This is a genomic window from Micromonospora costi, from assembly GCF_003626655.1.
In the GTDB taxonomy this organism is placed as follows: Bacteria; Actinomycetota; Actinomycetes; order Mycobacteriales; family Micromonosporaceae; genus Micromonospora; species Micromonospora costi.
This window is the reverse complement of sequence record NZ_RBAN01000001.1, coordinates 1,303,135-1,329,941: the sequence shown is the minus strand read 5'-3', so window position 1 is coordinate 1,329,941 and position 26,807 is coordinate 1,303,135. Positions and strand designations below refer to the sequence as shown.

Below are 26,807 nucleotides of genomic sequence, written 5' to 3'. Positions count from 1 at the left end.
CGGCCGTGCCGTTGGATCCGGTGTCATCCGGGTACCCGCAGCGCGTGGAGCAGCCGGTTATCTCCGACTACGGGTTCCTGTCCGACTGCCGCTCGGGCGCGCTCGTGGGCCGGGACGGCTCCGTCGACTGGTGGTGCCCCGACCGGTTCGACGGCTCGGGTGTCTTCGGTCGGCTGCTCGACCCACGGGCCGGCCACTACCGGCTGGCGCCCGTCGGCGCCGGCGGACCGGGTCACCGGATCGAGCGGGCGTACCACCCCGACACCCTGGTCATCCGCACCGTGCACCACACGCCGGACGGGAGCGTGGCGGTCACCGACGCGCTGGCCGCCGCGCTCGGCGCCCGCGCTCACGACCTCGGCATGGAGTCCCCGGCGGTGCTGCTCCGGGTGGTCCAGGGCCTGTCCGGGCGGGTCCGCATGGCGCTGGACTTCGCGCCGCGCCCGGAGAACGGCCTGCTCATCCCGTACCTGCACGAGCAGCCGGACGGGGGGATCCGCGCCGACGGCGGGCCCACGGTGCTCGTCCTGCGCGCCGGCGACGTGCCGCTGCACGCCGGCTGGCGCGGCGTGTACGAGGAGTTCGAGGTGTCCGCCGGGCAGGTCGTCGGGCTCGACCTCGCGTACGCGCCCGCGTACGGGCGGCCACCGGCCCGGCTCGACCCGGTCCTGGCGCTGAAGGAGACCGTGCGCGCGTGGGAGGCGTACCGGGAGCACCACAAGTACCCGGGCCGCTTCCCGGAGCTGGTCCGGCCCAGCGCGACCGTGATCACCGGCCTCACCTACGCCCGCAGCGGCGCGGTCACGGCGGCCCTGACCACCTCACTGCCCGAGCGGATGGGCGGCGAGCGAAACTACGACTACCGCTACTCGTGGCTGCGCGACTTCGCCATGACCATGCGGGCGTTGTGGGTGGCGGCCTGCCCGTACGAAGCGTCCCGCCTGTTCGACTGGGTCACCCGGTCGATCGGCCGCATCGGCGACGAGCCGGTGCCGGTGCTCTTCGGTGTGGAGGGGGAGAGGGACCTCAGCGAGCACGAGAGCTCGCACCTCGCCGGTCACGGGGGCAGCCGCCCGGTGCGGGTCGGCAACGACGCCTGGCGGCAGCGGCAGCTCGACGTGCCCGGCGAGGTGATCTCCGGGGTCTGGCGGTTGCGCGACTACCTGGGGCAGACGTTCGACCTGGAGTTGCGGGAGATGGTTCTCGGGCTGACCGAGCAGGTGGCGAGCACGTGGCAGCTTCCCGACCGGGGGATGTGGGAGACCCGCGACGAGGAGCGGCACTACATGTCGTCGAAGGTGCTCTGCTGGGTGGCGATGGACCGCGCCGTGAGGCTGGCCGACCGGCTCGGCGAGAAGGCCGACCCCCGGCGCTGGGCCGCGGTACGCGACGAGATCCGGGCGACCGTGCTCCACGACGGCTGGAACGAGCGCATGGGCGCGTTCACCGGTTCCTTCGGCTCGGCCGATCTGGACGCCTCGGCGCTGTTCCTGCCGGTCGTGCACTTCCTGCCGGCCAACGATCCCCGGATGCGCTCCACCGTCGCCGTCATCGAGCGCGAGCTGGGCACCGAGGAGGGGCTGATCCGGCGGTGGAACACCGACCCGGCCGGTTTCCTCCTCTGCTCGTTCTGGCTCGTGGAGTGCCTGGCGATGGCCGGCGAGCAGGAGCGGGCCGAGGAGCTGTTCGCGCGGGCCGCCGGGCACGCGAACGATCTCGGGCTGTTCAGCGAGCAGGTGGACCTCGTCACCGGGGCGCAGCTCGGCAACGTCCCGCAGGCGCTGTCGCACATCGGCCTCATCAACGCGGCCTGGCGGCTGACCGACCCGGCCGCGTTCTGACGAGGCAGCGGCTGACCGACCCGGCCGCGTTCTGACGACGCGGCCGGGGCGGACGCGGACCTGCCGGCGGACCGGGTGAGCGCGCTCGGTCAGGCCAGCACCGGTACGGCGGACACGTCCACCGTCTCCGGGTACTTGAGGCCAGCCCCGGTGTTGAGCACCACCACCCGCTCACCGGCGCGGATCCAGCCCCCGGCGCGCAGCTGGCGGGCGGCCGTCAGGCAGGCGGCCCCCTCCGGGCAGAGCAGCAGCCCCTCCCGGCCGGCGAAGTCGCGGAGGTCGGTCAGGATCTCCTCGTCGTCCACCGCCACGGCCGTGCCGGCGCTCGCGCGCAGCGCGTTCAGGATCAGCTCGTCGCCGAGCGGGGCCGGAACGGTGATGCCGAACGCCACGGTGTGGGCGTCCGCCCAGGGCTGGGCACGGTCCTCACCGGCGGCGAAGGCCCGGACGATCGGCGCGCAGCCGGTGGACTGCACGGCCACGAGCCGGGGCAGCTTGTCCTCGACCCAGCCCAGCTCCCGCAGCTCCTGGAGCGCCTTGTGGATGCCGATCAGGCCGACACCGCCCCCCGTCGGGTAGATGATCACGTCGGGCACCTGCCAGCCGAGCTGCTCGACGATCTCGTACCCCATGGTCTTCTTGCCCTCGAGCCGGTACGGCTCGCGCAGCGTGCCGGCGTCGAAGATCGCGCCGTCGGAGTCGGCGACCAGCTCGGCCACCCGCTTGCCGGCGTCGCTGATGAGCCCATCGACGAGCCGCAGGTCCGCGCCGGCGGCCACGCACTCGCGGCGGCAGATCGTCGGCGCGTCGAGCGGCATCACGATGGTCGCTCCCATGCCGGCACGGGCCGCGTACGTGGCCCAGGCCGCGCCCGCGTTGCCGTTGGTGGGCATGGCGATCCGCTCCACGCCCAGTTCCCGTGCCCGGCTGATGCCCACCGCCGCCCCGCGCGCCTTGAACGAGCCGGTCGGGATGAGCCCCTCGTCCTTCACGAGGAGGTCGGGGATGCCGATCTCGGCTCCGTAGGACGGGGTGCGCAGCAGCGGCGTCCACCCCTCGCCCAGGGTGGTCACGCGCCGCGGGTCGGCGACCGGCAGCACCTCCCGGTAGCGCCAGAGGTCGGCGGGGCGCAGCGGGAACTGTTCCGGCGTGACCGCCCGGGCCACGGCGGCGAGGTCGTACCGCGCCAGTAGCGGCGAGCCGCAGTCGCAGAGGTTCTGCGGCCGGTCGGCGGGGTGGTCCTTCCCGCAGCGCGGGCACTCGAGGTGGGTCAGGTACACGGGACTCCTCGCCGTCAGGTCGCGTCGATGCTCAACCAGTGTCGGCTGCGCCGACCCGGCTCGTAGCCCGCGTCCAGCCGCTTCGCCACCACCCCGGGCAGCCCCTGCTCGCGGCTGGTGCGCAGGGCGTCGGCGCCGGTGCCGGGAAACCACGGCGGAGTCTGCCAGTGCGCGCCGGTCAGCGCCAGACCGTCGAGCAGTTCGCGACGCTGCGCGTACGGCAGGTCGACGCAGCTCACGCCCTCCAGCCACAGCAGGTCGAACAGGAGGTACTGGGACCCGGCCGGGACCCGGCCGCCGGACTTCGCGGGTGCCGGGCGCACCCGGCCGGCGGGGTCGATGCGGACCAGGACGCCGTCCAGCACCGCCTCGGCGGGCGCCAGCGCCTCGGCCATGTCACGCAGCCAGGAGTACGCCCCGGTGATCTCCTCGTCGGTCTCGGAGAGCAGCCGTAGCCGCCCGCCCGACACGTACGCGACCGCACGTACGCCGTCCCAGCGCAGCTCGTACCCCCACTGGGCCTGGTCGCGGGGCAGCCGGGCGGCGCCGGTCGGGTGCATCGGGCGGACCAGCTCGGGCATGCTCGTCCAGCCCTCCGGCGGCGGGTCCATCCGCCGGACCATCCAGTCCCGGCCCTCCTTGCCGCCGGTGGCGAACAGCACGTACCGCCCGGACGTCCGCTCGCCGTCGAGCACCACGATGACCTCGTCGTCACGCCACTTCTCGCACCGGTAGGTGCCCCGATCGTGGATGGTCATGGTGCCGCCGCCGTACTCGCCGGCCGGGATCTCACCGTGGAAGTCGAGGTACTCCATCGGGTGATCCTCGGTGTGCACGGCCAGGTGGTTGCGGCCGGAGTCGCGGGGCAGGCCGCGTGGCACGGCCCAGGAGGCGAGCACCCCGTCCCGCTCCAGCCGCAGGTCCCAGTGCAGGCTGCGCGCGTGGTGCTGCTGGATGACGAACCGCCCGTCGCCGGCCGCGGCCCTCCGGCGGCGGCGCGGGGTCTTGTCCGGCACCGGCTCCGGGGTGCGGGCCGCGTCGCGCCGGCGTCGGTACTCCTCGAGCCGGTCCGCCACACCCGCATTCTCCGGCAACCGGGCCCGCCGCGCTGGCCGGCGGGGAGCGCCGTTGGGCCGCATGCCGGGGGCGACGTCGGGTAGAACGGTCGTCATGAGCCTCGACGACCAGCCCACCGCCCTGCTTCCCGGCGAGGTGCGGATGCCCCTGCTCGGTTTCGGCACCTGGCGCGCCACGGGGAAGGCCGGGTACGACGCCGTGCTGGCCGCGCTCGACGCCGGCTACCGGCACATCGACACCGCCACGATGTACGGCAACGAGAAGGAGGTCGGTCGGGCCGTGCAGGAGAGCGGCCTGCGACGGGAGGACGTGTTCATCACCACGAAGCTGCCGCCGGAGCGGGTGGGACGGGAGCGGGCGACGCTGGAGGCGAGCCTGGAGGCGCTCGGCACGGACCACGTCGACCTGTGGCTGATCCACTGGCCGCCGTCGTCGCCCGGGGACAGCGTCCCCATGTGGCGCGAGATGCTGGCCGCGCGGGACGAGAACATGACCCGGGCGGTCGGCGTCAGCAACTACAGCACCAGCCAGATCGACGAGCTGATCCAGGCCACCGAGGAGAACCCGGCGGTCAACCAGATCCGGTGGAGCCCCTTCCTGTACGACCGGCAGCGGCACGCCGAGCACCGGGACCGCGGCGTCGTGCTGGAGGGGTACAGCCCGCTCGACACGAGCGACCTCTCTCATCCCGTGCTGGCCCGGATCGCCTCCGCGCACGGCGTGTCGCCGGCCCAGGTGGTGCTCCGCTGGCACGTCGACCACGAGATCGTGGTCATTCCCAAGAGCGTCACGCCGGAGCGGATCCAGGCCAACGCCGACATCTTCCGCTTCTCTCTGACCGCCGAGGAGATGCGCGACCTCGACGCGCTCGGGTCGAGCTGACCGGGGCGGTTCTGCAAAGAATCTTCAGCGAAGAGGAGGGTTCTGAAGGGTATCGACATCGACGTACGTGAGGATGTAGCGTGCCGCCATCACGTACGTCGATACGTCGTGACCCCTCCGCCTCTGCTGAAGGAGCGCCATGGCCACGTCCCGATCCGTCCGTCTGCGCCGCCGGGGCCTGCTCGGCGTCCCGGCCCTGGTGGCCGCCGCGCTCACCGCGGCGGCCGTCCGGCCCGCCCCGGCCGCCGCGGCTCCGGCCGCTCCCGCCGCACGCGAACCCGAGTGCCTGGCCGACCTGCTCGGCGGTGCCTGATGGCCACGATTCCCTGGCTCGTGGACGTGCTGCGGGCCGCCGGCGTCCAGGTCGTCGTCGAGGGTGACTGGCTCAACCGGATGCGTCCGGGCGACTTCAACCCGATCGGCGTGCTCTGGCACCACACCGCGTCCACGTCGAGCGCCACCAACCCGCACCCGGCGTTGAACATCTGCATCAACGGCCGGCCCGACCTGGCCGGGCCGCTCTGCCAGGCACTCGTCGACTACCACGGCGTCTTCCACGTGATCTCCGCCGGCCGGTGCAACCACGCCGGCGTCAGCGGCGGCAGCGGACCCATCCCGGCCGGCGACGGCAACACCCTGATGATCGGGTGGGAGATCGACTACAACGGCGTCGACCAGGAGATGACGGCGGCGCAGTACAACGCCTCGGTCGCGGCGACCGCCGCCGTGCTCACCCGCCTGGGCCGGGACGCCAGCTACGCCCGCGGGCACCGGGAGACGAGCACCACCGGCAAGATCGACCCGTCGTTCATCGACCTGGACGTCATGCGCGCCGACGTGGCCGCGAAGATGGGCGGCGGCACGGCGTGGTCGTCCATCGTGGACAACACCACGGCCGGGCGGTTCACCGCCAGCGCGGCCTGGGGTGTCTCCACGTACTCCGGGCAGCGCTACGGCGCCGACTACCGCTACGCCGACCCGGTCGCCGTGAGCGACCCGGCCTGGTACCGGTTCAACGTCCCGGCGGCCGGCAACTACCGCGTCGACGCGTGGTGGCCGGCCAACTCCGGCTACAACAGCGCCACCCCGTACATCGTCGCGACGACCACGGGCAACCGCACCGTGTACGTGGACCAGCGCGTCACCGGTGGCCAGTGGCGGACGCTCGGCACGTTCGCGCTGCCGGCCGGCGACGCCAACCGGGTGGCCGTGAGCCGCTGGAGTTCGGCGAGCGGTCTGGTCATCGCCGACGCCGTCCGCCTCACGCGGGTCTGAGCGAGCCGGGGTGCGGCGGGAACCCCCGCCGCACCCGGTGTCCGGATCAGGATCGGGAACAGGGCGCGCCGTTCAGGGTGAAGCTGGTCGGAGAGCTGTACGCCCCGCTCACCGTGCCCTGGTAGCCGAAGCTGGCCGTGCCGCCCGGCGCGAGCGTGCCGTTCCAGCTCAGGTTCCGGGCCGTCACGGTCGACCCGCTCTGGGTCACCGTGGCGTTCCAGGCGTTGGTGACGCGCTGCCCGGCGGGCAGGTCGTACGTCAGGGTCCAGCCGTCGACCGGCGCCGAGCCGGTGTTGGTGATCCGCACGTCGGCCGTGAACCCGGTGTTCCACGAGTTCGGCGTGTACGCCACCGCGCACGCGGCGCCGCCCGGCGGCGGGGTCGTCGGCGGCGGCGTGGTCGGCGGGGTGCCACCGGTGTCGACCGCGGCGGAGAAGGAGGTCACCGCCAGGCCGACGCCGCCCTGCCAGGGCTCGAACCCGGCCTGGATGCTGGTCAGGTACCAGGAGTTGGTGATCGCGCCGCGGTTGCGCACGTCGGCGATGAAGTCGAGCACGCTGAAGCTCAGGCTGGTGATCGGCGACGGCGCCACGTACGAGATGACGTTGTTCGAGCCGTTGCTGCCGCGCCAGACCTCCCACGTGCGGCCGGCCAGGGTGGTGGTGCCGACAGGGGAGCCGATCGGTTGGATCGGGCCCTGGCGGTTGAGCCAGATCATGATCTCCATCTGGTTCACCCCGTCGGTGCGTGGGCTCGGGTCCAGCCAGATGTCGTACGAGGCGTTGTAGGTCGCGCCGCTGACGTACCGGTAGGTGATGCTGCTCGTGGCGCTGCTGATCCGGCTCACCTGCACGGGCAGGTTGGTGCCGGGGGAGCAGTTCGTGTAGTGGCAGCCGAGGTAGACCGACGGGTACGCGGTCGGCGCGCCGTTGGTCGGGTTGCTGCCGTTCTGGGTGGTGATCTCGAAGCCGCTGTCGGTGACGTTGATGCACTGCTGGGCGCTCGTGCCCCAGCGGTTGTTCTGCACGACGTAGCGGCCGCCGATGACGGTCGAGCCGTACTGCTCACAGATCTGGGTGTCGGCGGACGCGTTCCCGCCGAGGGCCACGGCGACGAGGGAACCGCCGATCAGCAGACCGGCGGCCATCAGGGCCCGTAGTGGACGTCTCATGCTGCTCCTTGGTTGTGGCGCTGCCCGGGCGCCGGAAGGGACCGGAGGCTGCGGGAGCGCTCCCACGCTCATGCCACACATTTACATCAGTCGAACGATGGCGCAACCGCTCGTGGCAAAAGACCGGAAAATGAGGATGTCCGCATGGCGCCGCGTGGGACGCGACCAACGGCCACCGCTCACTCGACCCGCCGGCGCGCGCCGGCCCCCGGGCGGCAGCCACGAGCCACCTGGGTGGCGGGCGCGGACCGCCGAGGCGGCGGAGCCGTCCGTCCGCGTGACGGCGTCGTACCGCCGCGTGAGCGCGCGCGGTCGCCCCCGGGAGCGTTCCCGAGGGGCTGATCGGCCCTGGTGTGCGTCGATTGCTCCGAGTAGTGTCCTGTATTCGACGCGTGCCGATCCCCTCCGGAGGCGTACCGCACCATGGGTGGCTCCCCCCTGCGCATCCTCGTCGTCGGCGCGGGCATCGCCGGTCTGGCCGTGGCCCGGGCGCTGCGGATGGCGGGCTTCCGGCCGGACGTCACCGAGAAGCTGCCGCCGGGAGAATCCCACGAAACCGGCCTCTACCTGCCCGGCAACGCGGCCCGGGCCCTGCGCCGGCTCGACCTCGACGGCCCCGTCCGGCCCCTCGGGCACGTGGTGCACCGGCAGCGGTTCCTGGACGCCGCCGGAGCGGAACTCTGCGAGGTCGACCTCGACGTGCTCTGGACCGGTGTCGGCGAGTGCCGCGCCCTGCCCCGGGCCGAACTGCACCGGGTGCTGCTCACCGGCGCGGGCGGCGCGGTGCGCCACGGTGCCGAGGTGCGCACGCTCGACCTTTTGCCGTCCAGCGTCGGTGTGACCTTCGTCGACGGCACGGCCGCCGAGTACGACCTCGTGATCGGTGCCGACGGCCCACGCTCCTCGGTGCGGACGCTCGCCGCGCTCGGCGGCCCGCCCCGACCCGCCGGCCAGGTGGTCTACCGCACCGTGCTGCGCGACGGCCCGCCGGTCACCGAGTGGACGGCCCTGCTCGGCCAGCGGTCCGGGTTCCTGGTCGTGCCGATCGGCGCCGGGCGCCTGCACTGCTACGCCGACGAGGCGGGCACCGAACGGCCCGCCGACCCGGTGGCCCGCCTGCGCGAGGTGTTCGGGTCCTACGGCGGCCCGGTGCCGGAGCTGCTCGACGCGGTGGAGTGGGTGCACGTCGGGATCACCGACGAGGTCGAGCTGGGGCGCTGGTCCCGGGGGCGGGTGCTGCTCGTCGGCGACGCCGCGCACGCCACCGCCCCGACGCTCTCCCAGGGCGCCGCCATGGCACTCGAGGACGCGGTGGTGCTCGCGGAGTCGTTGAAGGCGGCCGGCGACGTCGACGCGGCCCTGGTCGCGTACGAGAGCCGCCGCCGCCCGCGTACGCGATGGGTGCGGGACCGGACGCGCGACCGCAACCGGACCCGGGACGTTCCGCCGGCGCTGCGCGACCCACTGTTGCGCGGTCGCGGCAACCGCATCTTCGGCGAGCACTACCGGCTGCTGCTCGGCCCGCTGTAGATCGCTCCCCGACCACCCCACGCGGCGCTCCCACCTGCCGGGGACTATCCTCCTTGCGGATGACGGCTCGCAGATATCAGCGCGTGCCGAGCGGGACAACCGAGAACCGGAGGCCACTCGTGACCACCGTCGCACCCAAGCCGGTCGTGACCCGGCCCTGGCCGGTCCGAGAGCCGGTCAAGGGGTCGGCCATCGCGCGGCTGCTGCGGACCACGGACGCGAAGCAGATCGGGATCATGTACATGGTCACCGCGTTCGCGTTCTTCATGATCGGCGGCCTGATGGCCCTGATCATGCGGGCCGAGCTGGCCCGGCCGGGGCTGCAGTTCCTGTCGCCGGAGCAGTACAACCAGCTCTTCACCATGCACGGCACGATCATGCTGCTGTTCTTCGCGACGCCGATCGTGTTCGCCTTCGCCAACTACATCGTGCCGATCCAGATCGGGGCGCCGGACGTCTCGTTCCCCCGGCTGAACAGCTTCGCCTACTGGCTGTACCTGTTCGGCGGCACGATGGCGACCGCCGGCTTCCTCACCCCGGGTGGCGCCGCCGACTTCGGCTGGTTCGCGTACGCCCCGCTGAGCAGCGTGGAGCACTCGCCCGGCGTCGGCGCCAACATGTGGATCATGGGTCTGGCCATCTCCGGTCTGGGCACCATCCTCGGCGCGGTCAACATGATCACCACGGTGCTGACCCTGCGGGCGCCCGGCATGACCATGTTCCGGATGCCGATCTTCACGTGGAACATCCTGGTCACCAGCCTCCTGGTGATCCTGGTCTTCCCGCTGCTGGCCGCCGCGCTCTTCGCGCTGGCCGCGGACCGGCTCCTCGGCGCCCACGTGTACGACCCGGCGACCGGTGGGCCAATGCTCTGGCAGCACCTGTTCTGGTTCTTCGGGCACCCCGAGGTGTACATCGTCGCGCTGCCGTTCTTCGGCATCATCAGCGAGATCATCCCGGTGTTCTCCCGCAAGCCGATCTTCGGCTACAAGGGCCTGGTGGCCGCGACCCTCGCCATCGCCGCGCTGTCGATGAGCGTCTGGGCGCACCACATGTTCGCCACCGGCCAGGTGCTGCTGCCGTTCTTCAGCTTCCTGAGCTTCCTGATCGCGGTCCCCACCGGCATGAAGTTCTTCAACTGGATCGGCACCATGTGGCGCGGCCAGGTCAGCTTCGAGACGCCGATGCTCTGGGCGATCGGCTTCCTGGTGACCTTCCTCTTCGGCGGGCTCACCGGTGTGCTGCTCGCCAGCCCGCCGCTGGACTTCCACGTCTCCGACTCGTACTTCGTGGTGGCGCACTTCCACTACGTGCTCTTCGGCACCATCGTGTTCGCCGTGTTCGCCGGCATCTACTTCTGGTTCCCGAAGATGTTCGGCCGGATGCTCGACGAGCGGCTCGGCAAGGTGCACTTCTGGCTGACCATGATCGGCTTCCACACCACGTTCCTGGTGCAGCACTGGCTCGGCAACGAGGGCATGCCCCGGCGGTACGCCGACTACCTGCCCGACGACGGCTTCACCACGCTGAACATGGTCTCCACCATCGGCGCGTTCATCACCGGTATCTCGACGCTGCCGTTCATCTACAACTGCTGGAAGTCGTACAAGACCGGCCCGGTGGTCGAGGTCAACGACCCCTGGGGCCACGGCAACTCGCTGGAGTGGGCGACCAGCTGCCCGCCGCCGCTGCGCAACTTCGACCGGATGCCCCGGATCCGCTCCGAGCGGCCGGCGTTCGACATGAAGTTCCCGGAGCTGGCCGCCGGGCAGACCCTGGCCGGCCCGCCCGAGGGCGGTGCCAAGCCGCTCACCAGCGAGTCGGACGGCGGCGCCCGCTACACCGAGGACACCGCCAGCAACATCGACCGGGCCTGACCGCTCGGCTCCACGGCACCACGACGGGCGCCGCCCCCGGGACCACCCGGGAGCGGCGCCCGCCGCCGTTTCCGGACGACGGCCCGGGGGACGTCCGCCGGTGCCGGGCCGGTCGGTCCCGGCCGGCTTGATCGACTCCGTTTCGCCGATGTGGCGGGGTTCTGGTGCGCCGGAAGCCGCGAGATCGGCGATGTGGTGTCGATCTCGTTCGGCTCAACGCCCTGATCCATACGGGTTCCTTGGAGTCGCGGCGTCCAGACGGCCGGGACACCGCGCCTTCCAGGAACCCGAGTCGACCTTGCCCGCGCACGGGCTGCCCGCGCACGGGCTGCCCGCGGCGCGGGCCGGTCGGGGTGGGAGTCAGCGGGTGACGGCGGGTTCCGGCTCGGGCTCGGCGGCCACCGGGAGAGCCGCCCGGCGGCGGCGCAGCTCGATCGGGAGCACCGCGAGCGCCACCACGACACCGATCGCGCCGGTGACCGCGAAGCCCCACCAGGGGGCGTGCGCGTCGATGACGGCGCCCGCGAGCGGCGCGCCGACCGCGATGCCGACGGTGACCGCCGAGCCGTGCAGGCCCATGGCCTCGCCGCGTACCTCGGCCGGTGCGAGCCGGCTGACGGCGTCCGCGGTGGCCGCGATGGTGGGGGCGCAGAGCGCGCCGGCCGGGATCATCGCGAGGCAGAGCAGCCACCAGTGCGACCCGCCGAGCCCCACCGGGATCGTGCAGAGGCTCAGCGCCGTCATCAGCGCCAGCGGCGGGACGGGACGGCGCGTCGCACCGTACGCGAAGCCGCCGACCAGCGAGGCGACCGCCCACATGGCGAGGACCGCACCGGTCCAACCGACCTCGCCGCTCTCCTTCAGCACGGCCACGACCGCCACGTCGGTGCCGCCGAGCACCAGGGTCGCGGCGAGGCTCACCGCCAGCACGGCCAGCAGCCTCGGCGTCATCCACTCGCGCCGGGACACCCGGCGGCGTGGTGTGCCGGTCTCCTCGCGGGCGTCGGCGGTGGGCGGGTTGAGCAGCCAGAAGGCGACGCCGGCGGCGACGATGCCGGCGCCGACCAGGTAGAGGGTGGTACGCGCCGAGATGGCGGTGGCCAACGCCACAGCCAGCGCCGGCCCGACCATGAACGACAGCTCCACGGACATCGAGTCCAGCGCGTACGCCGGGCGGCGTCGGTCCTCGGGGACCAGCGCGGCGACGGACTGGCGGACCACCGAGAAGATCGGCAGGGCGAGCGAGCCGGCCACGAAGGCGGCCGGCAGCAGCAGGGGGTACGGCAGCGACGGGGCGGTGGACCAGTACACGGCCTCGACGAGCCCGGTCAGCACGAGCACCGGCCGCAGCCCGCGACGGTCGACGAGCCGGCCGAGCACCGGGCCGCCGATCGCCGCGCCCACCGTGATCGCCGCGCCCACCAGGCCCGCGGCGGCGTACCCGCGGCCGAGGTCGAGCACGTGGAGGGTCATCGTGATCCCGGTCGCGGTGAGCGGGATGCGGGCGAGCACCGCCACGAGCAGCAGTGACCGCAGTCCGGGCAGCGCAAGCGTCTCCCGGTAAGGCTTGAGATTCACGATGGTCCGTACCTCCGGCGCCATCCTCGCCGGAGGTGCGGCGGTAGCCAACCGATTAGCTGCTCATGCGGTCCTGATCACAGGTTGCCCGTGCAGCTCGACGCCCGCGCCCTCCAGCGCCCGCAGCGCCACGTCCGTGGTGTCCGGGGAGACGGCCGCGGTGAGGTCGAGCAGCACGGTGGTGGCGAAGCCCTCCCGCGCGGCGTCCAGCGCCGTGGCCCGTACGCAGTGGTCCGTGGCGATGCCGACCACCTCGACCCGGTCCACCCCGCGACCGCGCAGCCAGTCGGCCAGGCACTCGCCGTCCGCGGCGTGGCCCTCGAAACCGGAGTACGCGGCCGCGTGCTCGCCCTTGTGGAAGATCTCCTCGACCCGCCCGGTCTCGAGATGGGGGTGGAACTCCGATCCGGTCGTGCCGACCACGCAGTGCCGGGGCCAGGAGTCGACGAAGTCCGGCGGGTTGCCGAAGTGCGGGCCCGGATCGACGTGGTAGTCCTTCGTGGCGACCACGTGGTCCCAGCGGTCCGGCTCGGCGGCGAGCAGCCGGCTGATGCCGGTCGCCACGTCCGCCCCGCCGGCGACGGCCAGCGAGCCGCCCTCGCAGAAGTCGTTCTGCACGTCCACGATGATCAGCGCTGTGCTCACCGGTGCTCCCTTCCTGACGTCTGTGACCGGATCGTGGTCATGCCGCGGGTACCACGGTGACCGGAATGGCCGGGTCGCCCGCGGAGAGCTTCAGCCCCTCCCAGGGGATGGAGATCAGGCACTCCCGCAGGTGCTCCCGCGACTCCGGCAGGGACGGCAGGTCGACCGGTTCGCCGCCGGCCACGAACGACCGCTGGAGCAGCCGGTCGTGGGGCTGCCGGTCCGGCACACCCTGCGGGACGATCACCTCTTCGGTCGCCGTACCGGTCGGCTTGTGCCGCCGCACCGCGACCTTCCGGCCGCCGATGGTGGCCTTCTGCTCCGAGCGCTTCACCACCGGGCGACCGTCGACCTCGACGAGCTTGTAGACCAGCCCGACCGTGGGCGCGCCGGAACCGGTGACCACGGCGGTGCCCGCGCCGTACATGTCCACCGGCTCGGCGGCGAGCGCGGCGATGGCGTACTCGTCGAGGTCGCCCGAGACGATGATCTTCGTCTCGGTGGCGCCGAGCGAGTCGAGGAGTTCGCGGGACTGCTGGGCGATGACGGCCAGGTCGCCGGAGTCGATCCGGACCGCCCGTAGGCCGGTGCCGGCCACCGCGATCGCGTTGCGGATGCCCTGGCTGATGTCGTACGTGTCGACCAGCAGCGTGGTGTCCTTGCCCAGCGTGGCGACCTGGGAGGCGAACGCGGCGCGCTCGTCGTCGTGCAGCAGGGTGAAGGCGTGCGCCGCGGTGCCGGCCGTCGGGATGCCGTAGCGCCGTCCGGCCTCCAGGTTGGAGGTGAAGCCGAAGCCGGCCAGGTAGGCCGCCCGGGCGGCCGCGACGGCGGCACCCTCGTGGGCCCGCCGGGCCCCCATCTCGATCAGCGTACGGCCGCGGGCCGCGGTCACCATCCGCGCGGCGGCCGCCGCGACCGCGCTGTCGTGGTTGAGGACGGACAGGACGAGCGTCTCCAGCACCACGCACTCGGCGAAGCCGCCCGACACGGTCAGGACCGGGGAGTTGGGGAAGAAGAGCTCACCCTCGGCGTACCCGTCGATGTCACCGGTGAAGCGGTAGTCCCGCAGCCAGGCGGCGGCCGGCTCGTCGACCACGCCGGAGCGGAGCAGGTGGTCCACGTCAGCGTCGTCGAACCGGAACTCCCGGATGAGCTCGATCAGTCGCCCGGTGCCGGCGACCACCCCGTAGCGTCGCCCGGCGGGCAGCCGGCGGCTGAACACCTCGAAGACGCAGCGGCGGTCGGCGGTGCCGTCGCGCAGCGCCGCGCTGACCATGGTCAGCTCGTAGTGGTCGGTCAGCAGTGCGGGGCGAAGGGTGCTCACCGCCCCAGCCTAGAGTTCACCCGACATTCCCGCCCTCGTGGCCCGGGATCGCGCGCAGCGCCGCCCGCAGCTCGGCCCGGCCGGCGACGCCGAGCTTCGCGTAGACGCGCTGGAGGTGGTTCTCGACGGTGCGGGTGGACAGGTAGAGCTTCTCCGCGATGGCCTTGCTGGTGGTGCCCTGCGCGGCGAGCCGGGCCACCTCCCACTCCCGCTCCGTCAGCGCGGGCATCCCGGCCCGCAACGCCGGGGTGCGGATCATGTCGCAACGGTTGAGCAGCGCGGCGAGGCGCTCCCGGGCCTCACCGGCGGCGGCCGGCCGCTCGTGCCGCAGCCGGTGCAGGGCGGCGGCGGTGGCCTCGGCCGCGAACACGTTCAGGTCCCGTGCGGCGAACTCGGCGGCGACCGCGAGCAGGTCGGCCGCGTCGCCGGCCATGGCGGCCCGCGCGTGCCGGGCCAGCAGCGGCGGCAGGTCGCCGTCGACCCGTTCGGACAGTTCGGTGAGGCGCTGGGCGATCGTACGGCGGCTGCCGTCGGAGCAGGTGGGGCCGACCTGCAGAGCCGCCTGGTCGAGCCGCACCAGGTCGTGCAGGACGTGCACCTCGTGGCCGGCGAAACCGTCCGCGCGGAGCCGGTCGACCAGCTCGGTGAGCTGCTTCACGGCACCGGGCAGGTCACCGGCCGCGGCCAGCGCCGCGCCCCGCGCCTGCTCCAGCCAGGGGTAGAGCACCGCCATGCCGGGCGCCTGGGTGCGGTCGGCCTCGGCCATCGCCTCGGCCGCCTGCGCCGCGTCACCGCGCAGCGCCGCCGCCTGCGCCCGCTCGGCCTGCGCGAGCCCGGCGTAGACCCGGCTGGTGGCCAGCACCGCGCAGGCGCCGAGGCTGGTGCGCAGCGCCACGTCGCTCTGGCCGCGCAGCCGCGCCGCGTACGCCTGGAGAATGGCCAGGTAGCCGGTGCCGAGCCGGAAGTCTCCCGCGCCGGCCAGGTCGGCGAACTCGTCGGCCGCGATCGCGTCGATGCCGGCCAGGTCGCCGGCGAGGGTGAGCCGGGTGCCGCGGGCCAGTTCGAGGGCGAGTTGCAGGTACGGCATGTCGGCCCGCCAGCGGGCCGCCTCCGAGTGCACCTGCGCGATGGCGGTGGCGCTTCGCCGCAGTTGCCCCTGCGCGGCCTGCAGGTAGGCGATCGTCGACCGGGCCAGCTCGCGGGCGGCGACGCTGGCGGCGGGGCGGTCCAGCACACCCTGGCTGAGCCGCAGCGCGGTGGCCGTGTCGAGCCGGTGCAACCGCATGATGGCCTCGAACGCGCGGATCCGGGCCTGGTCGGCGGAGTCGGTGAGGCTGCCCGCCCGCGCCGCGATCTCCTCCACGGTGGACTCCCGGCTGAGCCCCCAGTAGGTGACCATCCCGCGCACCGTCAGCCAACGGCTGAACCGCTGGTCGTCGGTGGTGTCGGGGGAGACGGCGTCGAGCACCTCGATCGCCTCCTCCGGACGGTCGGCGAACATCAGGATGGTGGCGAGCAGCTCGGCCGCGTCGAACCCGCCGCCGGCGTCGAGCGCCGCGCGGGCCAGCCGGGTCGCCAGCGGTACGTCGTAGCGGCTGAACGCCTGCCCGGCCGCGTCGACCAGGAGCGCGGCGTCCTGCGCGGTGCCGGAGTCGAGCCGCCACACCGCCACCCGGAGCACGTCGTCGCGCCGCCGCTTGCCGACCCGCTCCAGCAGTTCGGCGAGGTGGGCCTGGAGGCGACGCGTACGGCTGACCGGGCAGCGGCGACGCATGATCTCGCCGTAGAGCGGGTGGGCCAGCCGGACGTTGGTGCGCCGGTCGTGCCGGATCACCGAGATGAGGCCGCGCTCCTCGGCGACCTCCACGTCGTCGGGGTCGACGGCCTGGTTGAGCAGGTGCAGGCCGAGCGGCTCGCCGAACGCGACCAGCTCCACCACCGCCCGCACGCCGGGCGTGAGCTGGCCGATGCGGGTGTCGATGAGGTCGGTGAGGTTGGGCGCCAGCTCCAGCCGGCCGGTCCACTTCCAGATCCCGTACGTCCGGGTCAGCTCCTCGCTGCCGGAGGCGGCGTGGACCAGCTCGCGCAGCAGCAGCGGGTTGCCCGCGGAGAGCCGCCCGAGCCGGTCGGCGGATCCGGCGTCGACCGGCCCGTCGAGGATCGCGGCGAGCAGCCCGGCGGTCTCGGCCGGCGCCATCGGGCTCAGCTCGGCCTTGTCGACCAGGTCGTCGGTCCAGAGTGCCCGGATCGGCAGCGGGATCTGCTCGCCGTCGCGGAGCGTGCCGATGACGGTGGCGTTGTCGGCGCGGGCCACGAGGTGCACCAGCGCGGCGGACGGCGGGTCGAGCAGGTGGGCGTCGTCGACGGCGAGCACGATGCGGCGCCCGGCCGCCTGCTGCTGGAGCACGTCCAGCGCCCAGCGCAGGGTGCCGGCCGGTGACAGGCCCTGCGGTTGCTCGGCCGGGAGCACCTGCACCAGCCCGCCGAAGGGTAGGGTCGCGGTGGTCGCGCTGGCCGCGATCGACCAGATGGCGTACCGGTCGGTGGGCAGCGCCGCCACCCCCTCGCGGAGCAGCCGGCTCTTGCCGATGCCCGCGCTGCCGCTGAAGAAGAGCCCCCGCCCCTCCGTGCCGGTCACCGCCGACAGGAGACGGTTGAGCTCATCTGTTCGGCCGACGAAACTCCACCGACTCATCCCGGCAGCATATCCATCGAAATCGGTCCGCGTGCAGATCGTCACGCACCGAAGTTGAGTAATCTCGCGATTACCGCTGAGTATCCAATCTGTTCCGGTCGGGTCCCCGACCGCTCGTAGTCTTCCGGCATCCGGTGCGATGCACCGGGCATTCCACGCGGCCGGTGCTGCCGGATCCGCCCGTCCTGGGAGGTCGCCCTGATGAAGCCGGGTCCTCTCCCGTCGGTCGACGTGTCCGAGATGCCCGGGCCGAGCGACCTGCTGCGGTGCACGCCGCTGCCCACCCGGCTCGGCGTGACCGACCCCCGCCCCGACGAGCCGCTCGGCGTGCTCGCCGTGGGCCCCGGCGAGGCCGGCCGGCGCGCCGTGCTCGCCACGCTGCTCGATCTCGATCCCGCTCTGCTCGGCGCGCCCGACGGCAGCTGGCTGGTGATGCGTCACTCGGCCACCTCGACCCGGGCCGCGTACGTGCCGGGCTACCGCCAGCCGCACTCCTACGGCGCCGACCGCACGGCGGCCGGCCCGGCGCTGGCCCGCCCGCCCCGCCGCGTCGAGCTGGGCCTGCCCGACCCACTGCTGCGTCACTTCACCCTGGTCGACACGGCCGACACGGGCACCCTGGGCACCGCCGGTGTCCGGGTGCTGCTCGACGCGGCCGGTCGGGCCGGTGCGCTGCTCTTCGTGATCGCCGCCGACCAGGCGTTCACGGCCGCGGAGCTCAACCTGCTCGCCGAGGTCTCCCGGACGTCGGTGGCGGTCTTCTTCGTGGTCACCCCGGGCTCGACCGGTTGGTCCGGGTCCGACAGCACGGCGCCGACGGAGGACGCGGGGGCGTCCGTCCCGCCGCCCGGGGCCGGGTCCCCCTCACCCGGCCCCACGGTCGACCCGGTCGCCGTGACCGTGGAGGCGCACCGGGCGGCGTTGCTCTCCGCCGTGCCCGGCCTCGCCGAGGCACGCTGGTTCGCGCTGCACCGCGGCGCGGCGGCCGACCTGCGCCGGGCGCTGGTCGGCTGGGCCGCCGACGAGGGCCTGCGCCGGGCCAGTTCCGACCCGCCGGAGCTTCCCGGCGAGCACGTCCGGGTGCCGGTCGCGGCCGACCCGGGCGACTGGTCCGAGCGGCTCGACCGGCAGACCCGCACCTGCGCCCAGCGCATCCGCCAGCACCTCGCGCTGGAGTTGGCGAACGTGCACCTGCGGGTCGTCCAGGAGATCGTCTTCGGCGTCGGGTGTGCCGGGCTTCCCCAGCTCCTCGACCGCGAGATGGAGGCGTTGTCGCTGCTGGCCACCGTCCAGTGCGACCGGGCCGTACGCGGGATCGTCGACGACGCCGTCGCCCGGGTCTTCGGCTCGCCGCTGCCCGACGGCGTGGACCGGCGTGTCGTCAAGGCGATGCGCTGGGGTCTCACCGAGGACCGGGCCGGCCGCGAACTCGACCGGGTGCTGCTCGTCACCAGCACGGCCGGGGTGGCCGGTCTCGGCGGTGACGGGGCGATCGACGCCCTCGCGGGCTATCCCAGTGCCGCCCGCGCCGAGGTGCTCCCGCCGGTCGCCGTCGCCCTCTCCGGCGGCTGCTGGCAGCACTGGCGCAGTCCGGGCAACAACGACGCCAACCAGGCGCGGGCGTGGGCGCAGCGGGCGCTGCGGGAGGTCGAGCTGGAGCTGTCCCGGGAGATCTCCCGGCGGTTCGAGGTCGTCCGCCTGGGCCTCGGTGCGGTGCTCTCCGATGCGGTCGACCACGGCATCCTGCTCGCCTGACGGCGTCCGCGCCCCCCGGCCCCCCGAGCCCGCCCGCCCACCCCTCGGGCGCGGCAACGGCGGGTCGGGGCCGCCCGCCGACGGTGATCCACGCCGGACCGGCGTTCCGGTTCCTCGGTTCCGGGAAACCGGTGGCACGATGGGGGGCATGGCGGCTCCGCAGGTTGCACCGGTCGAGACGCCGGACACCGAAGAGGTGCCGGTCTCGGACCGGCAGTGGGTGACGATCGTCTGGGACGACCCCGTCAACCTCATGACGTACGTGACGTGGGTCTTCCAGAAGCTCTTCGGCTACAGCAGGGAGAAGGCCGAGAAGCTGATGCTGGACGTACACCACAAGGGCCGCGCCGTCGTCTCCACAGGCGCGCGGGAGCGGATGGAACACGACGCGTCGCAGCTGCACGCGTACGGGCTGTGGGCGACGGTGGACCGGTCGTGAGCGCGAGGAGTGAGCCGGTGTTGCGAGCCCCGCAGTCGCGAACAGGGATGGCGCCGTGAGCATGTTCCACCGGCAGAGTGGCCGCTACGTGGCCACGTTCGCCGTCGACGAGGTGCGGGTCCTGCGCAAGGTCGCCTCCGAGGTGGTGGGCCTGCTCACCGACGGCTTCGACCACTCCGACCCGGTGGTGGGCCGGCTCTTCCCCGAGGTCTACCCGGACGACCCGAGGAGCACCGCCGAGTTCCGCCGCTACACCGAGGGCGACCTCAAGACCGCGAAGATCGACCAGGCGGGCGCCATCCTCGCCGCGCTGCCCGGTGAGGCCGGCGGCGAGGTGCGGCTGGACGCCGAGGCGGCCGAGGCGTGGCTGCGGGCGTTGAACGACGCCCGGCTCGCGATGGGCGTCCGGCTGGAGATCAAGGACGGGACCGACCTCGGCGAGGAGCTCGACGAGGCGGTCGCCGAGGATCCGACCTCCAGCCGGGTGTTCCAACTGTCGGTCTACGCATATCTCGGCTATCTCCAGGAGTCCCTGCTCAACGCCCTGATCGACGGGGCGTGACCGCCGCCACTTCGCCGCCCGGGCCGGCCAGGCGTTAGGCTTGAGCGCGTGCTGAGCATCGACCGGTCGATCGTCGACGCGATCGTGGCCCACGCGCGCCGGGACCACCCGGACGAGGCGTGCGGCGTCGTCGCCGGCCCCGCCGGCAGCGACACCCCGACCCGGCACATCCCGATGGAGAACGCCGCCCGCTCCATGACGTTCTACGAGTTCGACTCGATGGAGCAGCTGCGGGTGTGGCGCGAGATGGACGACCGGGACGAGGAGCCCGTCGTCATCTACCACTCGCACACCGCCACCGAGGCGTACCCGTCCCGCACCGACGTCTCGTTCGCCGGCGAGCCCGGCGCGCACTACCTGCTCATCTCCACCCGGGAGCCCGACACGGAGGAGATCCGTTCCTTCCGGATCGTGGACGGCGTGGTGACCGAGGAACCGGTCCGGGTCGTCGACGCCGCCGTGGACCAGCACGCCGTGCAGTCCTACATGTTCGGGCAGAGCCCGGCGACGGTCGACTACGAGTGTTCCGGCCGCTGATCCCCGCGCCGTAGCACCCGTCCACGTCCCGTCACCAGGCACACAAGGAGCACGACATCATGGCCATCGAGGTTCGCATCCCCACCATCCTGCGCAGCTACACCGGCGGCGCGAAGGTCGTCGAGGGCACCGGCGACACCCTGAGCGACCTGCTCACCGACCTTGACTCCCGACACGGCGGCCTGAAGGCCCGCCTCGTCACCGACGCCGGGTCGCTGCACCGCTTCGTCAACGTCTACGTCAACGACGAGGACGTCCGCTTCCTCGGTGCGCTGGACGCCAAGCTGAACGACGGCGACAGCGTCACCATCCTGCCGGCGGTCGCCGGCGGCGCGTTCGGCTTCGCGGCCGCCGCGGCGATCGCGCAGCAGAAGGTCGCGTCCGCGGCTCCCGGTCGCGCGTCCACCGCCCGCTGAGGCAGCCGCCATGGCGCGGTACGACAGCCTTCTCGACGCCTGCGGCGGCACGCCTCTCGTCGGTCTGCCGCGGCTCTCGCCGACGGTGCCCGAGGGGGCGCCGCCGGTGCGGCTCTGGGCGAAACTGGAGGACCGGAACCCGACCGGCAGCATCAAGGACCGGGCGGCGCTGTTCATGGTCCGGGCGGCCGAGGAGGCCGGCCGGCTCCGGCCGGGCGACACCATCCTCGAACCGACCAGCGGCAACACGGGCATCTCGCTCGCCATGGTGGCGAAGCTGCGCGGCTACCGGCTGGTCTGCGTGATGCCGGAGAACGTGTCGACCGAGCGGGTTCAGCTGCTGCGGATGTACGGCGCCGAGATCATCTTTTCGCCGGCGGCCGGCGGTTCGAACCAGGCGGTCGCCACGGCGAAGCAGATCGCCGCGGAGCACCCCGACTGGGTGATGCTCTACCAGTACGGCAACGAGGCGAACGCCCGGGCGCACTACGAGACGACCGGGCCGGAGCTGCTGCACGACCTCCCCACGATCACGCACTTCGTGGCCGGCCTCGGCACCACGGGGACGCTCATGGGCACCGGGCGCTACCTGCGGGAGAAGGTCGAGGGGATCCAGGTCGTCGCCGCCGAGCCGCGGTACGGCGAGCTGGTCTACGGGCTGCGCAACATCGACGAGGGGTACGTCCCCGAGCTGTACGACGCCAGCGTGCTGTCCCGACGGTTCTCGGTCGGTACGCGGGACGCGGTGCTGCGCACGCGGCAGCTGGTGGAGGTCGAGGGCATCTTCGCCGGCTTCTCCACCGGCGCGATCCTGCACGCGGCGCTGGCCGTGGCGCACGAGGCGGTACGCGAGGGCCGCCGGGCCGACGTGGCGTTCGTGGTCGCCGACGGGGGCTGGAAGTACCTCAGCACCGGCGCGTACGGCGGCACTCTGGCCGACGCCGAGGAGGCGCTCGAGGGGCAGCTCTGGGCGTGAGCCCGGGCCCGTCCGGCCGGTTCCGTCCGTGTCCGCCGCCCGCCGCCTCCACAGGTCGGCGGGCGGCGGTTCCGTGTCGCGGGCCCTCACGGAGCGCGACGGCGACGCGTTCCGGCGCGGATCGCGGGAACCTGTCGTCCACAACGCGCCGTGGGTGTCACCTTGGTGACAAGTTCCAACGGATGATTCTTGCGTCCCCGCGTGCCGGCGTAGGCTGCGCAGCGTGGCGTACGCGTCGGTAGAGATCATGCGCCGAGCGGCGACCGGCGGGGCGACTACGCAACGTGACGGCGAGCCGACTCGATGCGACTGACCGTCCTGGGCTGCGCGGGAAGTTTCCCCGGACCGGAGGCCCCCTGCTCCGCCTACCTGGTGGAGGCCGACGGCTTCCGGCTGCTGGTCGACTTCGGCTCGGGATCGCTGTCCAGCCTCCAGCGCTACGCGGGCCTGCACGCGCCCGACGCCATCCTCCTCACCCACCTGCACTGCGACCACATCCTCGACGCCGTGACGTACGTGGTGGTCCGCCGGTACGCGCCCGACGGCCCGTACCCGCCCATGCCGGTGTACGCCCCGTCCGGGGCGCCCGACCGCCTCACGGCCGCCTACGGCGACGACGGCTCGATGGATGACGTCTACCAGTTCTACGGCCTGCAACCCGGCACCTTCCCGATCGGCCCGCTCACCGTCACGGTCGACCGGGTCAACCATCCCGTCGAGACGTACGGGGTGCGGCTGGAGCACGACGGCCGGGTGCTGTGCTACTCGTCCGACACCGCCCCCTGCGACGCGCTGCTGCGGCTCGCTCAGGACGCGGACGTCTTCCTCTGCGAGGCCAGCTACCTCGACGGCGTGGAGAACCCTCCGGACCTGCACCTCACCGGCCGGGAGGCGGGCGAGGCGGCGACCAAGGCGGGCGTGGGCCGCCTGCTGCTCACCCACCTGGTGGCCGCCTGGGGCAGCGAGGCCCACACGGTCGAGTCAGCCGCCGCCGCGTACGCCGGCCCGCTCGAGGTCGTCCGGGCCGGCGCGAGCTACGACATCTGACCTCCGCGGCGGCACCCGGAGGGACCGGGTCTTGCCGTATTGTTCGCCGACCGGTCAGCATCCGGTCGTCTCGCGCACCCGTGGCACCCGCACGGTGTGGGCATGCGGATCGCCATCGTGACCGAGTCGTTCCCGCCGGACGTGAACGGCGTCGCGCACTCCGTCGTCCGGGCCGCCGAACACCTGGTCGCCCGCGGCCACGAGCCGCTGGTCATCGCACCCGCGCCGCCCGGCGCGGCCGCCCGGCAGGAGACCGGTGAGCACCCCTACCCGGTGGTGCGCATCCCGAGCGTGCCGATGCCCCGGTACCAGGGGTTCCGCCTCGGTGTGCCCACCACCACCCGCCTGACCGGGGAACTGCTCGGGCACGCGCCGGACGTCGTCCACCTGGCCAGCCCGTTCGTCCTGGGCGCCCGCGCCGCGACGCTGGCCGTGCGGCACGGGCTGCCCACGGTGGCCGTGTACCAGACCGACGTGGCGTCGTACGCCCGCGCCTACCGCCTCGGCTGGGGTGAGACGGCCGCCTGGCGGCGGCTGCGGGAGATCCACAACTCGGTGGACCGCACCCTCGCGCCCTCCACCCGGGCCGCCGCCGACCTGATCGCGAACGGGGTGCAGCGGATCTGGCTGTGGCGGCGCGGCGTGGACGCGGAGCGGTTCCAGCCGGCGAAGCGGTCCGAGGACCTGCGTGCCCGCCTCGCCCCGAACGGTGAGCTGCTGGTCGGCTACGTCGGCCGCCTCGCCCCGGAGAAGCGGGTCGACCTGCTGGCGGAGGCGTCGGCGCTGCCCGGCGTCCGGGTGGTGGTGGTCGGCGACGGCCCGGCCCGGAGGCAACTGGCGCGGGCCCTGCCCCGGGTCACCTTCCTCGGGGTGCAGCACGGCGAGGACCTGGCGCGGCTCTACGCCAGCCTGGACGTGTTCGTGCACACCGGCCCGCACGAGACCTTCGGCCAGACCGTGCAGGAGGCGCTGGCCAGCGGCGTCCCCGTGGTGGCCCCCGCCGCCGGGGGACCGGTGGACCTCGTGGAGTCGGGAGTGACCGGGCTGCTGGTGCCGCCCGGCGACGGGAGCGCGCTGGCGGCCGCGGTGGCCACACTGGGCGCGGACGAGGAGCGCCGCACCGCGTACGGGCGGGCCGCCCGGGCCGCCGTGCGCCGGCGTAGCTGGTCCGCCGTGGGCGACGAGCTGATCGGGCACTACGAGGCGGTACGCGCCGGCGCGGCCGCCGCGACCCTGCCCGCCGCGTCGTGACCGGTCCGGCCCCCGCCGCGGGACTGCGCATCGTCCGGCTGGCGAACTTCGTGACCGCGCGGTCCGGCGGGCTGCGGACCGCGCTCCACCAGCTCGGGGTGGGCTACCGCGAGGCGGGCCACGAGCCGGTGCTGGTCGTACCGGGGCGGCGCGACGCCGACGAGCAGCATCCCTGGGGGCGGGTGATCACCCTGGCCGGTCCGGAGCTGCCGGCCAGCGGCGGGTATCGGCTGCTCACCGCGCGGCGTCGGCTCGCCCGGCTGCTCGACACGCTCGCGCCGGACCGCCTGGAGGTCTCCGACCGGTTCACCCTGCGGTGGACCGGCGACTGGGCCCGGGCGCACGGGGTGCCGTCGGTGATGGTGTCGCACGAGTCGCTGACCGGCCTGCTCGGCCAGTGGGGGGTGCCGGACGCGCTGCGCCGGCCGCTCGCCGACCGGTTCAACGGTCGCACCGCCGGGGCGTACGACCGGATCGTCTGCACCACCCGGTGGGCCGCCGAGGAGTTCGCCCGGATCGGCGCGCGCAACGTCGACCTGGTGCCGCTCGGGGTCGACCTGGCCACGTTCGGTCCCGACCGGGCCGATCCCGCCGTGCGGGAGCGGTACGCCGACCGCGGCGAGCTGCTGTTGGTGCACTGCGCCCGGCTGTCCCGGGAGAAGCGCCCGGAGCTGGCCGTGGACGCGCTCGCCGCGCTGCGCCGGGCGGGCGTGCCGGCGGTGCTCGTGATGGCCGGCGACGGCCCGATGCGGCCGGCGCTGCGGCGCCGCGCCGCCGGGCTGCCGGTCACCTTCACCGGTTTCCTGCCCGACCGGCTCGCCGTCGCCGCGTTGCTGGCCAGCGCCGACGTGGTGCTCGCACCCGGGCCCGTGGAGACCTTCGGGCTGGCCGGGCTGGAGGCGCTGGCGTGCGGCACCCCGGTGGTCGTCAACGCCGCCAGCGCGTTGCCCGAGGTGGTCGGTACGGCCGGACTGGCCGCGGAGGGCTCGGCGGAGGCCGTCGCCGCGGCGGTACGGCGGTTGCTGGCCCGGCCCGAGGCGGAGCGACGCCGGGCGGCGCGGGCCCGTGCGGAGGAGTTCGGCTGGCCCGCCGCGGTGTCGGGGTTCCTGCGGATGCACGACGCCGAACCGGTACGCCCGCCCGCCCCGGCCTGACACGCCGAACCGGCCTGCACGCCTGACGCGCCGGGGCCGGCCGGGTCACGGCCCGGTCGTCCGGGTCGGGACACCCGCGCGCGCCCGTCTGGGGCACCGCATAGGGTGCAGGCATGGCACGACCCGACGGGCGACGGCCCGACCAACTCCGACCGGTGACGCTGACCCGGGGCTGGAGCACCCACCCGGAGGGCTCGGTGCTCGTCGAGTTCGGCGCGACCCGGGTGCTCTGCACTGCGAGCGTGACCGAGGGGGTGCCCCGCTGGCGGAAGGGGTCCGGCCTCGGCTGGGTCACCGCCGAGTACGCGATGCTGCCGCGGGCCACGAACACCCGCTCGGACCGGGAGAGCGTCAAGGGCCGCATCGGCGGGCGTACGCATGAGATCTCCCGGTTGATCGGCCGGAGCCTGCGCGCGTGCGTCGACCTCAAGGCGCTCGGCGAGAACTCGATCGTGCTCGACTGCGACGTGCTCCAGGCCGACGGCGGCACCCGTACGGCGGCCATCACGGGCGCCTACGTGGCCCTTTACGACGCGGTCACCTGGCTCGCCGAGCGCAAGGCGCTGGCCGGCAAGCCGGCCGCCGTGATGCACCGGTCGGTGGCCGCGGTGAGCGTCGGGATCATCGAGGGGGAGGCCCGGCTGGACCTCTGCTACGCCGAGGACGTGGCCGCCGAGGTCGACATGAACGTGGTCTGCACCGGCACCGGCGACTTCGTCGAGGTGCAGGGCACCGGGGAGGCCGGCGTGTTTCCCCGGAGTCAGCTCGACGCCCTGCTCGACCTGGGTGTGGCGGGCTGCGCGGACCTGGCCGAAGCCCAGCGGAAGGCTCTCTCATGAACAAGGTGCTGCTCGCCACCCGTAACCAGAAGAAGCTGGTGGAACTCCAGCGGATCCTCGACGGTGCGCTCGGTGCGCACCGGATCGCCCTGCTCGGTCTCGACGACGTCGAGGAGTACCCGGAGCTGCCGGAGACCGGCCTCACGTTCGGCGAGAACGCGCTGATCAAGGCGCGGGAGGGCTTCCGCCGGACGGGGCTGCCCACCGTCGCCGACGACTCCGGTCTGGCCGTGGACGCGATGGGCGGCATGCCCGGCGTGTTCAGCGCCCGCTGGTCCGGCAGGCACGGCGACGACCACGCCAACCTCCAGCTGCTGCTCGACCAGATCGCCGACCTGCCGGACGAGCACCGCACCGCCTCGTTCGTCTGCACCGTGGCGCTGGTGCTGCCCGGTGGCAAGGAGCACCTGGTCGACGGCCGGCAGCCCGGCCGCCTGCTGCGCGCCCCGCGCGGCGACGGCGGCTTCGGCTACGACCCGATCTTCATGGGTGATGGGCAGACCCGGACCAACGCCGAACTGACGCCGGAGGAGAAGGACGCCGTCAGCCACCGTGGCAAGGCGCTGCGCGAGCTGGCCAAGCTGATCGCCAAGGTCCTCCCGCCCGCAGACTGACCCGGGTGCGGCCGTCCACCTGCGACGGCCGCACCGGGGCGG

General features: G+C 73.5%; 24 protein-coding genes. 17 read left to right on the top strand and 7 right to left on the bottom strand.

The features are described 5' to 3' along the window. The first annotated feature begins 44 nt into the window (after positions 1–44). Entirely contained in the window at positions 45–1,841 is a 1,797-nt protein-coding gene (locus D7193_RS05980) for a glycoside hydrolase family 15 protein (protein ID WP_120779285.1), read from the top strand. Between the two features lie 89 nt (positions 1,842–1,930). Here the strand turns inward: D7193_RS05980 and D7193_RS05975 are convergent, their stop codons facing one another. Together D7193_RS05975 and D7193_RS05970 are read right to left on the bottom strand one after the other, a co-directional pair. Then, complete coding sequence (locus D7193_RS05975) at positions 1,931–3,121, bottom strand: threonine synthase (protein ID WP_120778314.1); 1,191 nt, start codon at positions 3,119–3,121, stop codon at positions 1,931–1,933. A 14-nt stretch (positions 3,122–3,135) separates the two neighbouring features. Continuing rightward, the gene (locus tag D7193_RS05970; protein ID WP_120778313.1) at positions 3,136–4,197 is read right to left on the bottom strand and encodes a DNA polymerase ligase N-terminal domain-containing protein; all 1,062 of its coding nucleotides are present in this window, start codon (positions 4,195–4,197) and stop codon (positions 3,136–3,138) included. A 94-nt stretch (positions 4,198–4,291) separates the two neighbouring features. On the opposite strand from D7193_RS05970, the gene D7193_RS05965 reads away from it, so the two are divergent. The 3 genes from D7193_RS05965 (at position 4,292) to D7193_RS05960 (ending at position 6,355) form a co-directional block, all read left to right on the top strand. Next, the gene (locus D7193_RS05965; protein ID WP_120778312.1) at positions 4,292–5,080 is read left to right on the top strand and encodes an aldo/keto reductase; all 789 of its coding nucleotides are present in this window, start codon (positions 4,292–4,294) and stop codon (positions 5,078–5,080) included. A 139-nt stretch (positions 5,081–5,219) separates the two neighbouring features. Then, positions 5,220–5,393, top strand: coding sequence for a hypothetical protein (locus D7193_RS33640; protein ID WP_174242555.1), 174 nt, complete (start codon positions 5,220–5,222; stop codon positions 5,391–5,393). Then, positions 5,393–6,355 (top strand): golvesin C-terminal-like domain-containing protein, encoded by a 963-nt coding sequence (locus D7193_RS05960; RefSeq protein WP_120778311.1) that lies wholly within the window; start codon positions 5,393–5,395, stop codon positions 6,353–6,355. The genes D7193_RS33640 and D7193_RS05960 overlap by 1 nt, the downstream gene beginning before the upstream one ends. Positions 6,356–6,401: 46 nt before the next feature. Here D7193_RS05960 and D7193_RS05955 read toward each other — a convergent pair whose 3' ends face one another. Beyond that, a complete protein-coding gene (locus tag D7193_RS05955; RefSeq protein ID WP_120778310.1) occupies positions 6,402–7,526 on the bottom strand; it encodes a glycoside hydrolase family 12 protein in 1,125 nt (374 codons plus the stop codon). A gap of 423 nt (positions 7,527–7,949) precedes the next feature. Here D7193_RS05955 and D7193_RS05950 point away from each other — a divergent pair, with 423 nt between their 5' ends. Together D7193_RS05950 and ctaD are read left to right on the top strand one after the other, a co-directional pair. Next, the gene (locus tag D7193_RS05950) at positions 7,950–9,056 is read left to right on the top strand and encodes an FAD-dependent monooxygenase (protein WP_120778309.1); all 1,107 of its coding nucleotides are present in this window, start codon (positions 7,950–7,952) and stop codon (positions 9,054–9,056) included. Positions 9,057–9,175: 119 nt separating this feature from the next. Then, complete coding sequence (ctaD, locus tag D7193_RS05945; protein ID WP_120778308.1) at positions 9,176–10,933, top strand: aa3-type cytochrome oxidase subunit I; 1,758 nt, start codon at positions 9,176–9,178, stop codon at positions 10,931–10,933. A 360-nt stretch (positions 10,934–11,293) separates the two neighbouring features. On the opposite strand, the gene D7193_RS05940 is transcribed toward ctaD, so the two are convergent. From D7193_RS05940 to D7193_RS05925, 4 genes are read right to left on the bottom strand one after another with little or no spacing between them, the layout of a single operon-like run. After that, positions 11,294–12,535 carry an MFS transporter gene (locus D7193_RS05940; RefSeq protein ID WP_120778307.1) on the bottom strand — a complete coding sequence of 414 codons (1,242 nt, stop codon included), beginning with the start codon at positions 12,533–12,535 and terminating at the stop codon, positions 11,294–11,296. Between the two features lie 39 nt (positions 12,536–12,574). After that, positions 12,575–13,156 carry an isochorismatase family protein gene (locus D7193_RS05935; RefSeq protein ID WP_120778306.1) on the bottom strand — a complete coding sequence of 194 codons (582 nt, stop codon included), beginning with the start codon at positions 13,154–13,156 and terminating at the stop codon, positions 12,575–12,577. A 37-nt stretch (positions 13,157–13,193) separates the two neighbouring features. Continuing rightward, the gene (locus D7193_RS05930) at positions 13,194–14,480 is read right to left on the bottom strand and encodes a nicotinate phosphoribosyltransferase (protein WP_120778305.1); all 1,287 of its coding nucleotides are present in this window, start codon (positions 14,478–14,480) and stop codon (positions 13,194–13,196) included. A 16-nt stretch (positions 14,481–14,496) separates the two neighbouring features. Further along, positions 14,497–17,175 (bottom strand): helix-turn-helix transcriptional regulator, encoded by a 2,679-nt coding sequence (locus D7193_RS05925; protein WP_120778304.1) that lies wholly within the window; start codon positions 17,173–17,175, stop codon positions 14,497–14,499. Positions 17,176–17,376: 201 nt separating this feature from the next. Between D7193_RS05925 and D7193_RS05920 the strand changes: the two genes are divergently transcribed. The 11 genes from D7193_RS05920 to rdgB all read left to right on the top strand — a co-directional run bounded on the left by D7193_RS05920 (position 17,377) and on the right by rdgB (position 26,765). Further along, positions 17,377–18,930: a P-loop NTPase family protein gene (locus tag D7193_RS05920; protein WP_120778303.1), complete on the top strand. Its 1,554-nt coding sequence runs from the start codon at positions 17,377–17,379 to the stop codon at positions 18,928–18,930. Positions 18,931–19,078: 148 nt separating this feature from the next. After that, positions 19,079–19,369 carry an ATP-dependent Clp protease adapter ClpS gene (clpS, locus tag D7193_RS05915; protein WP_120778302.1) on the top strand — a complete coding sequence of 97 codons (291 nt, stop codon included), beginning with the start codon at positions 19,079–19,081 and terminating at the stop codon, positions 19,367–19,369. A 61-nt stretch (positions 19,370–19,430) separates the two neighbouring features. Next, positions 19,431–19,931 (top strand): DUF2017 domain-containing protein, encoded by a 501-nt coding sequence (locus tag D7193_RS05910; RefSeq protein WP_174242596.1) that lies wholly within the window; start codon positions 19,431–19,433, stop codon positions 19,929–19,931. Positions 19,932–19,979: 48 nt separating this feature from the next. After that, positions 19,980–20,468: a M67 family metallopeptidase gene (locus tag D7193_RS05905; RefSeq protein ID WP_120778300.1), complete on the top strand. Its 489-nt coding sequence runs from the start codon at positions 19,980–19,982 to the stop codon at positions 20,466–20,468. Positions 20,469–20,527: 59 nt separating this feature from the next. After that, positions 20,528–20,884, top strand: a complete 357-nt coding sequence (locus D7193_RS05900; protein ID WP_120778299.1) for a MoaD family protein — start codon at positions 20,528–20,530, stop codon at positions 20,882–20,884. 10 nt (positions 20,885–20,894) lie between these two features. After that, on the top strand, positions 20,895–21,860 hold the full coding sequence (locus tag D7193_RS05895; protein WP_120778298.1) for a PLP-dependent cysteine synthase family protein: 966 nt from the start codon (positions 20,895–20,897) through the stop codon (positions 21,858–21,860). A 303-nt stretch (positions 21,861–22,163) separates the two neighbouring features. Beyond that, complete coding sequence (locus D7193_RS05890) at positions 22,164–22,907, top strand: MBL fold metallo-hydrolase (protein ID WP_120778297.1); 744 nt, start codon at positions 22,164–22,166, stop codon at positions 22,905–22,907. 102 nt (positions 22,908–23,009) lie between these two features. Next, a complete protein-coding gene (locus D7193_RS05885) occupies positions 23,010–24,158 on the top strand; it encodes a glycosyltransferase family 4 protein (RefSeq protein WP_120778296.1) in 1,149 nt (382 codons plus the stop codon). Beyond that, positions 24,155–25,312, top strand: a complete 1,158-nt coding sequence (locus tag D7193_RS05880) for a glycosyltransferase (protein ID WP_120778295.1) — start codon at positions 24,155–24,157, stop codon at positions 25,310–25,312. Before D7193_RS05885 ends, D7193_RS05880 begins: the two co-directional genes overlap by 4 nt. Positions 25,313–25,425: 113 nt before the next feature. Then, entirely contained in the window at positions 25,426–26,151 is a 726-nt protein-coding gene (gene rph / locus D7193_RS05875; protein WP_120778294.1) for a ribonuclease PH, read from the top strand. Next, on the top strand, positions 26,148–26,765 hold the full coding sequence (rdgB, locus tag D7193_RS05870) for an RdgB/HAM1 family non-canonical purine NTP pyrophosphatase (protein ID WP_120778293.1): 618 nt from the start codon (positions 26,148–26,150) through the stop codon (positions 26,763–26,765). Before rph ends, rdgB begins: the two co-directional genes overlap by 4 nt. The last annotated feature ends 42 nt before the right edge of the window (positions 26,766–26,807 follow it).

Coding starts and splice junctions, on each gene's coding strand:
- D7193_RS05965 (WP_120778312.1), top strand. CDS start 4,292: ATGAGCCTCGACGACCAGCCCACCGCCCTGCTTCCCGGCGAGGTGCGG.
- D7193_RS33640 (WP_174242555.1), top strand. CDS start 5,220: ATGGCCACGTCCCGATCCGTCCGTCTGCGCCGCCGGGGCCTGCTCGGC.
- D7193_RS05960 (WP_120778311.1), top strand. CDS start 5,393: ATGGCCACGATTCCCTGGCTCGTGGACGTGCTGCGGGCCGCCGGCGTC.
- D7193_RS05955 (WP_120778310.1), bottom strand. CDS start 7,526: ATGAGACGTCCACTACGGGCCCTGATGGCCGCCGGTCTGCTGATCGGC.
- D7193_RS05950 (WP_120778309.1), top strand. CDS start 7,950: ATGGGTGGCTCCCCCCTGCGCATCCTCGTCGTCGGCGCGGGCATCGCC.
- D7193_RS05940 (WP_120778307.1), bottom strand. CDS start 12,535: ATGGCGCCGGAGGTACGGACCATCGTGAATCTCAAGCCTTACCGGGAG.
- D7193_RS05925 (WP_120778304.1), bottom strand. CDS start 17,175: ATGAGTCGGTGGAGTTTCGTCGGCCGAACAGATGAGCTCAACCGTCTC.
- D7193_RS05920 (WP_120778303.1), top strand. CDS start 17,377: ATGAAGCCGGGTCCTCTCCCGTCGGTCGACGTGTCCGAGATGCCCGGG.
- clpS (WP_120778302.1), top strand. CDS start 19,079: ATGGCGGCTCCGCAGGTTGCACCGGTCGAGACGCCGGACACCGAAGAG.
- D7193_RS05910 (WP_174242596.1), top strand. CDS start 19,431: ATGTTCCACCGGCAGAGTGGCCGCTACGTGGCCACGTTCGCCGTCGAC.
- D7193_RS05900 (WP_120778299.1), top strand. CDS start 20,528: ATGGCCATCGAGGTTCGCATCCCCACCATCCTGCGCAGCTACACCGGC.
- D7193_RS05895 (WP_120778298.1), top strand. CDS start 20,895: ATGGCGCGGTACGACAGCCTTCTCGACGCCTGCGGCGGCACGCCTCTC.
- D7193_RS05890 (WP_120778297.1), top strand. CDS start 22,164: ATGCGACTGACCGTCCTGGGCTGCGCGGGAAGTTTCCCCGGACCGGAG.
- D7193_RS05885 (WP_120778296.1), top strand. CDS start 23,010: ATGCGGATCGCCATCGTGACCGAGTCGTTCCCGCCGGACGTGAACGGC.
- rph (WP_120778294.1), top strand. CDS start 25,426: ATGGCACGACCCGACGGGCGACGGCCCGACCAACTCCGACCGGTGACG.
- rdgB (WP_120778293.1), top strand. CDS start 26,148: ATGAACAAGGTGCTGCTCGCCACCCGTAACCAGAAGAAGCTGGTGGAA.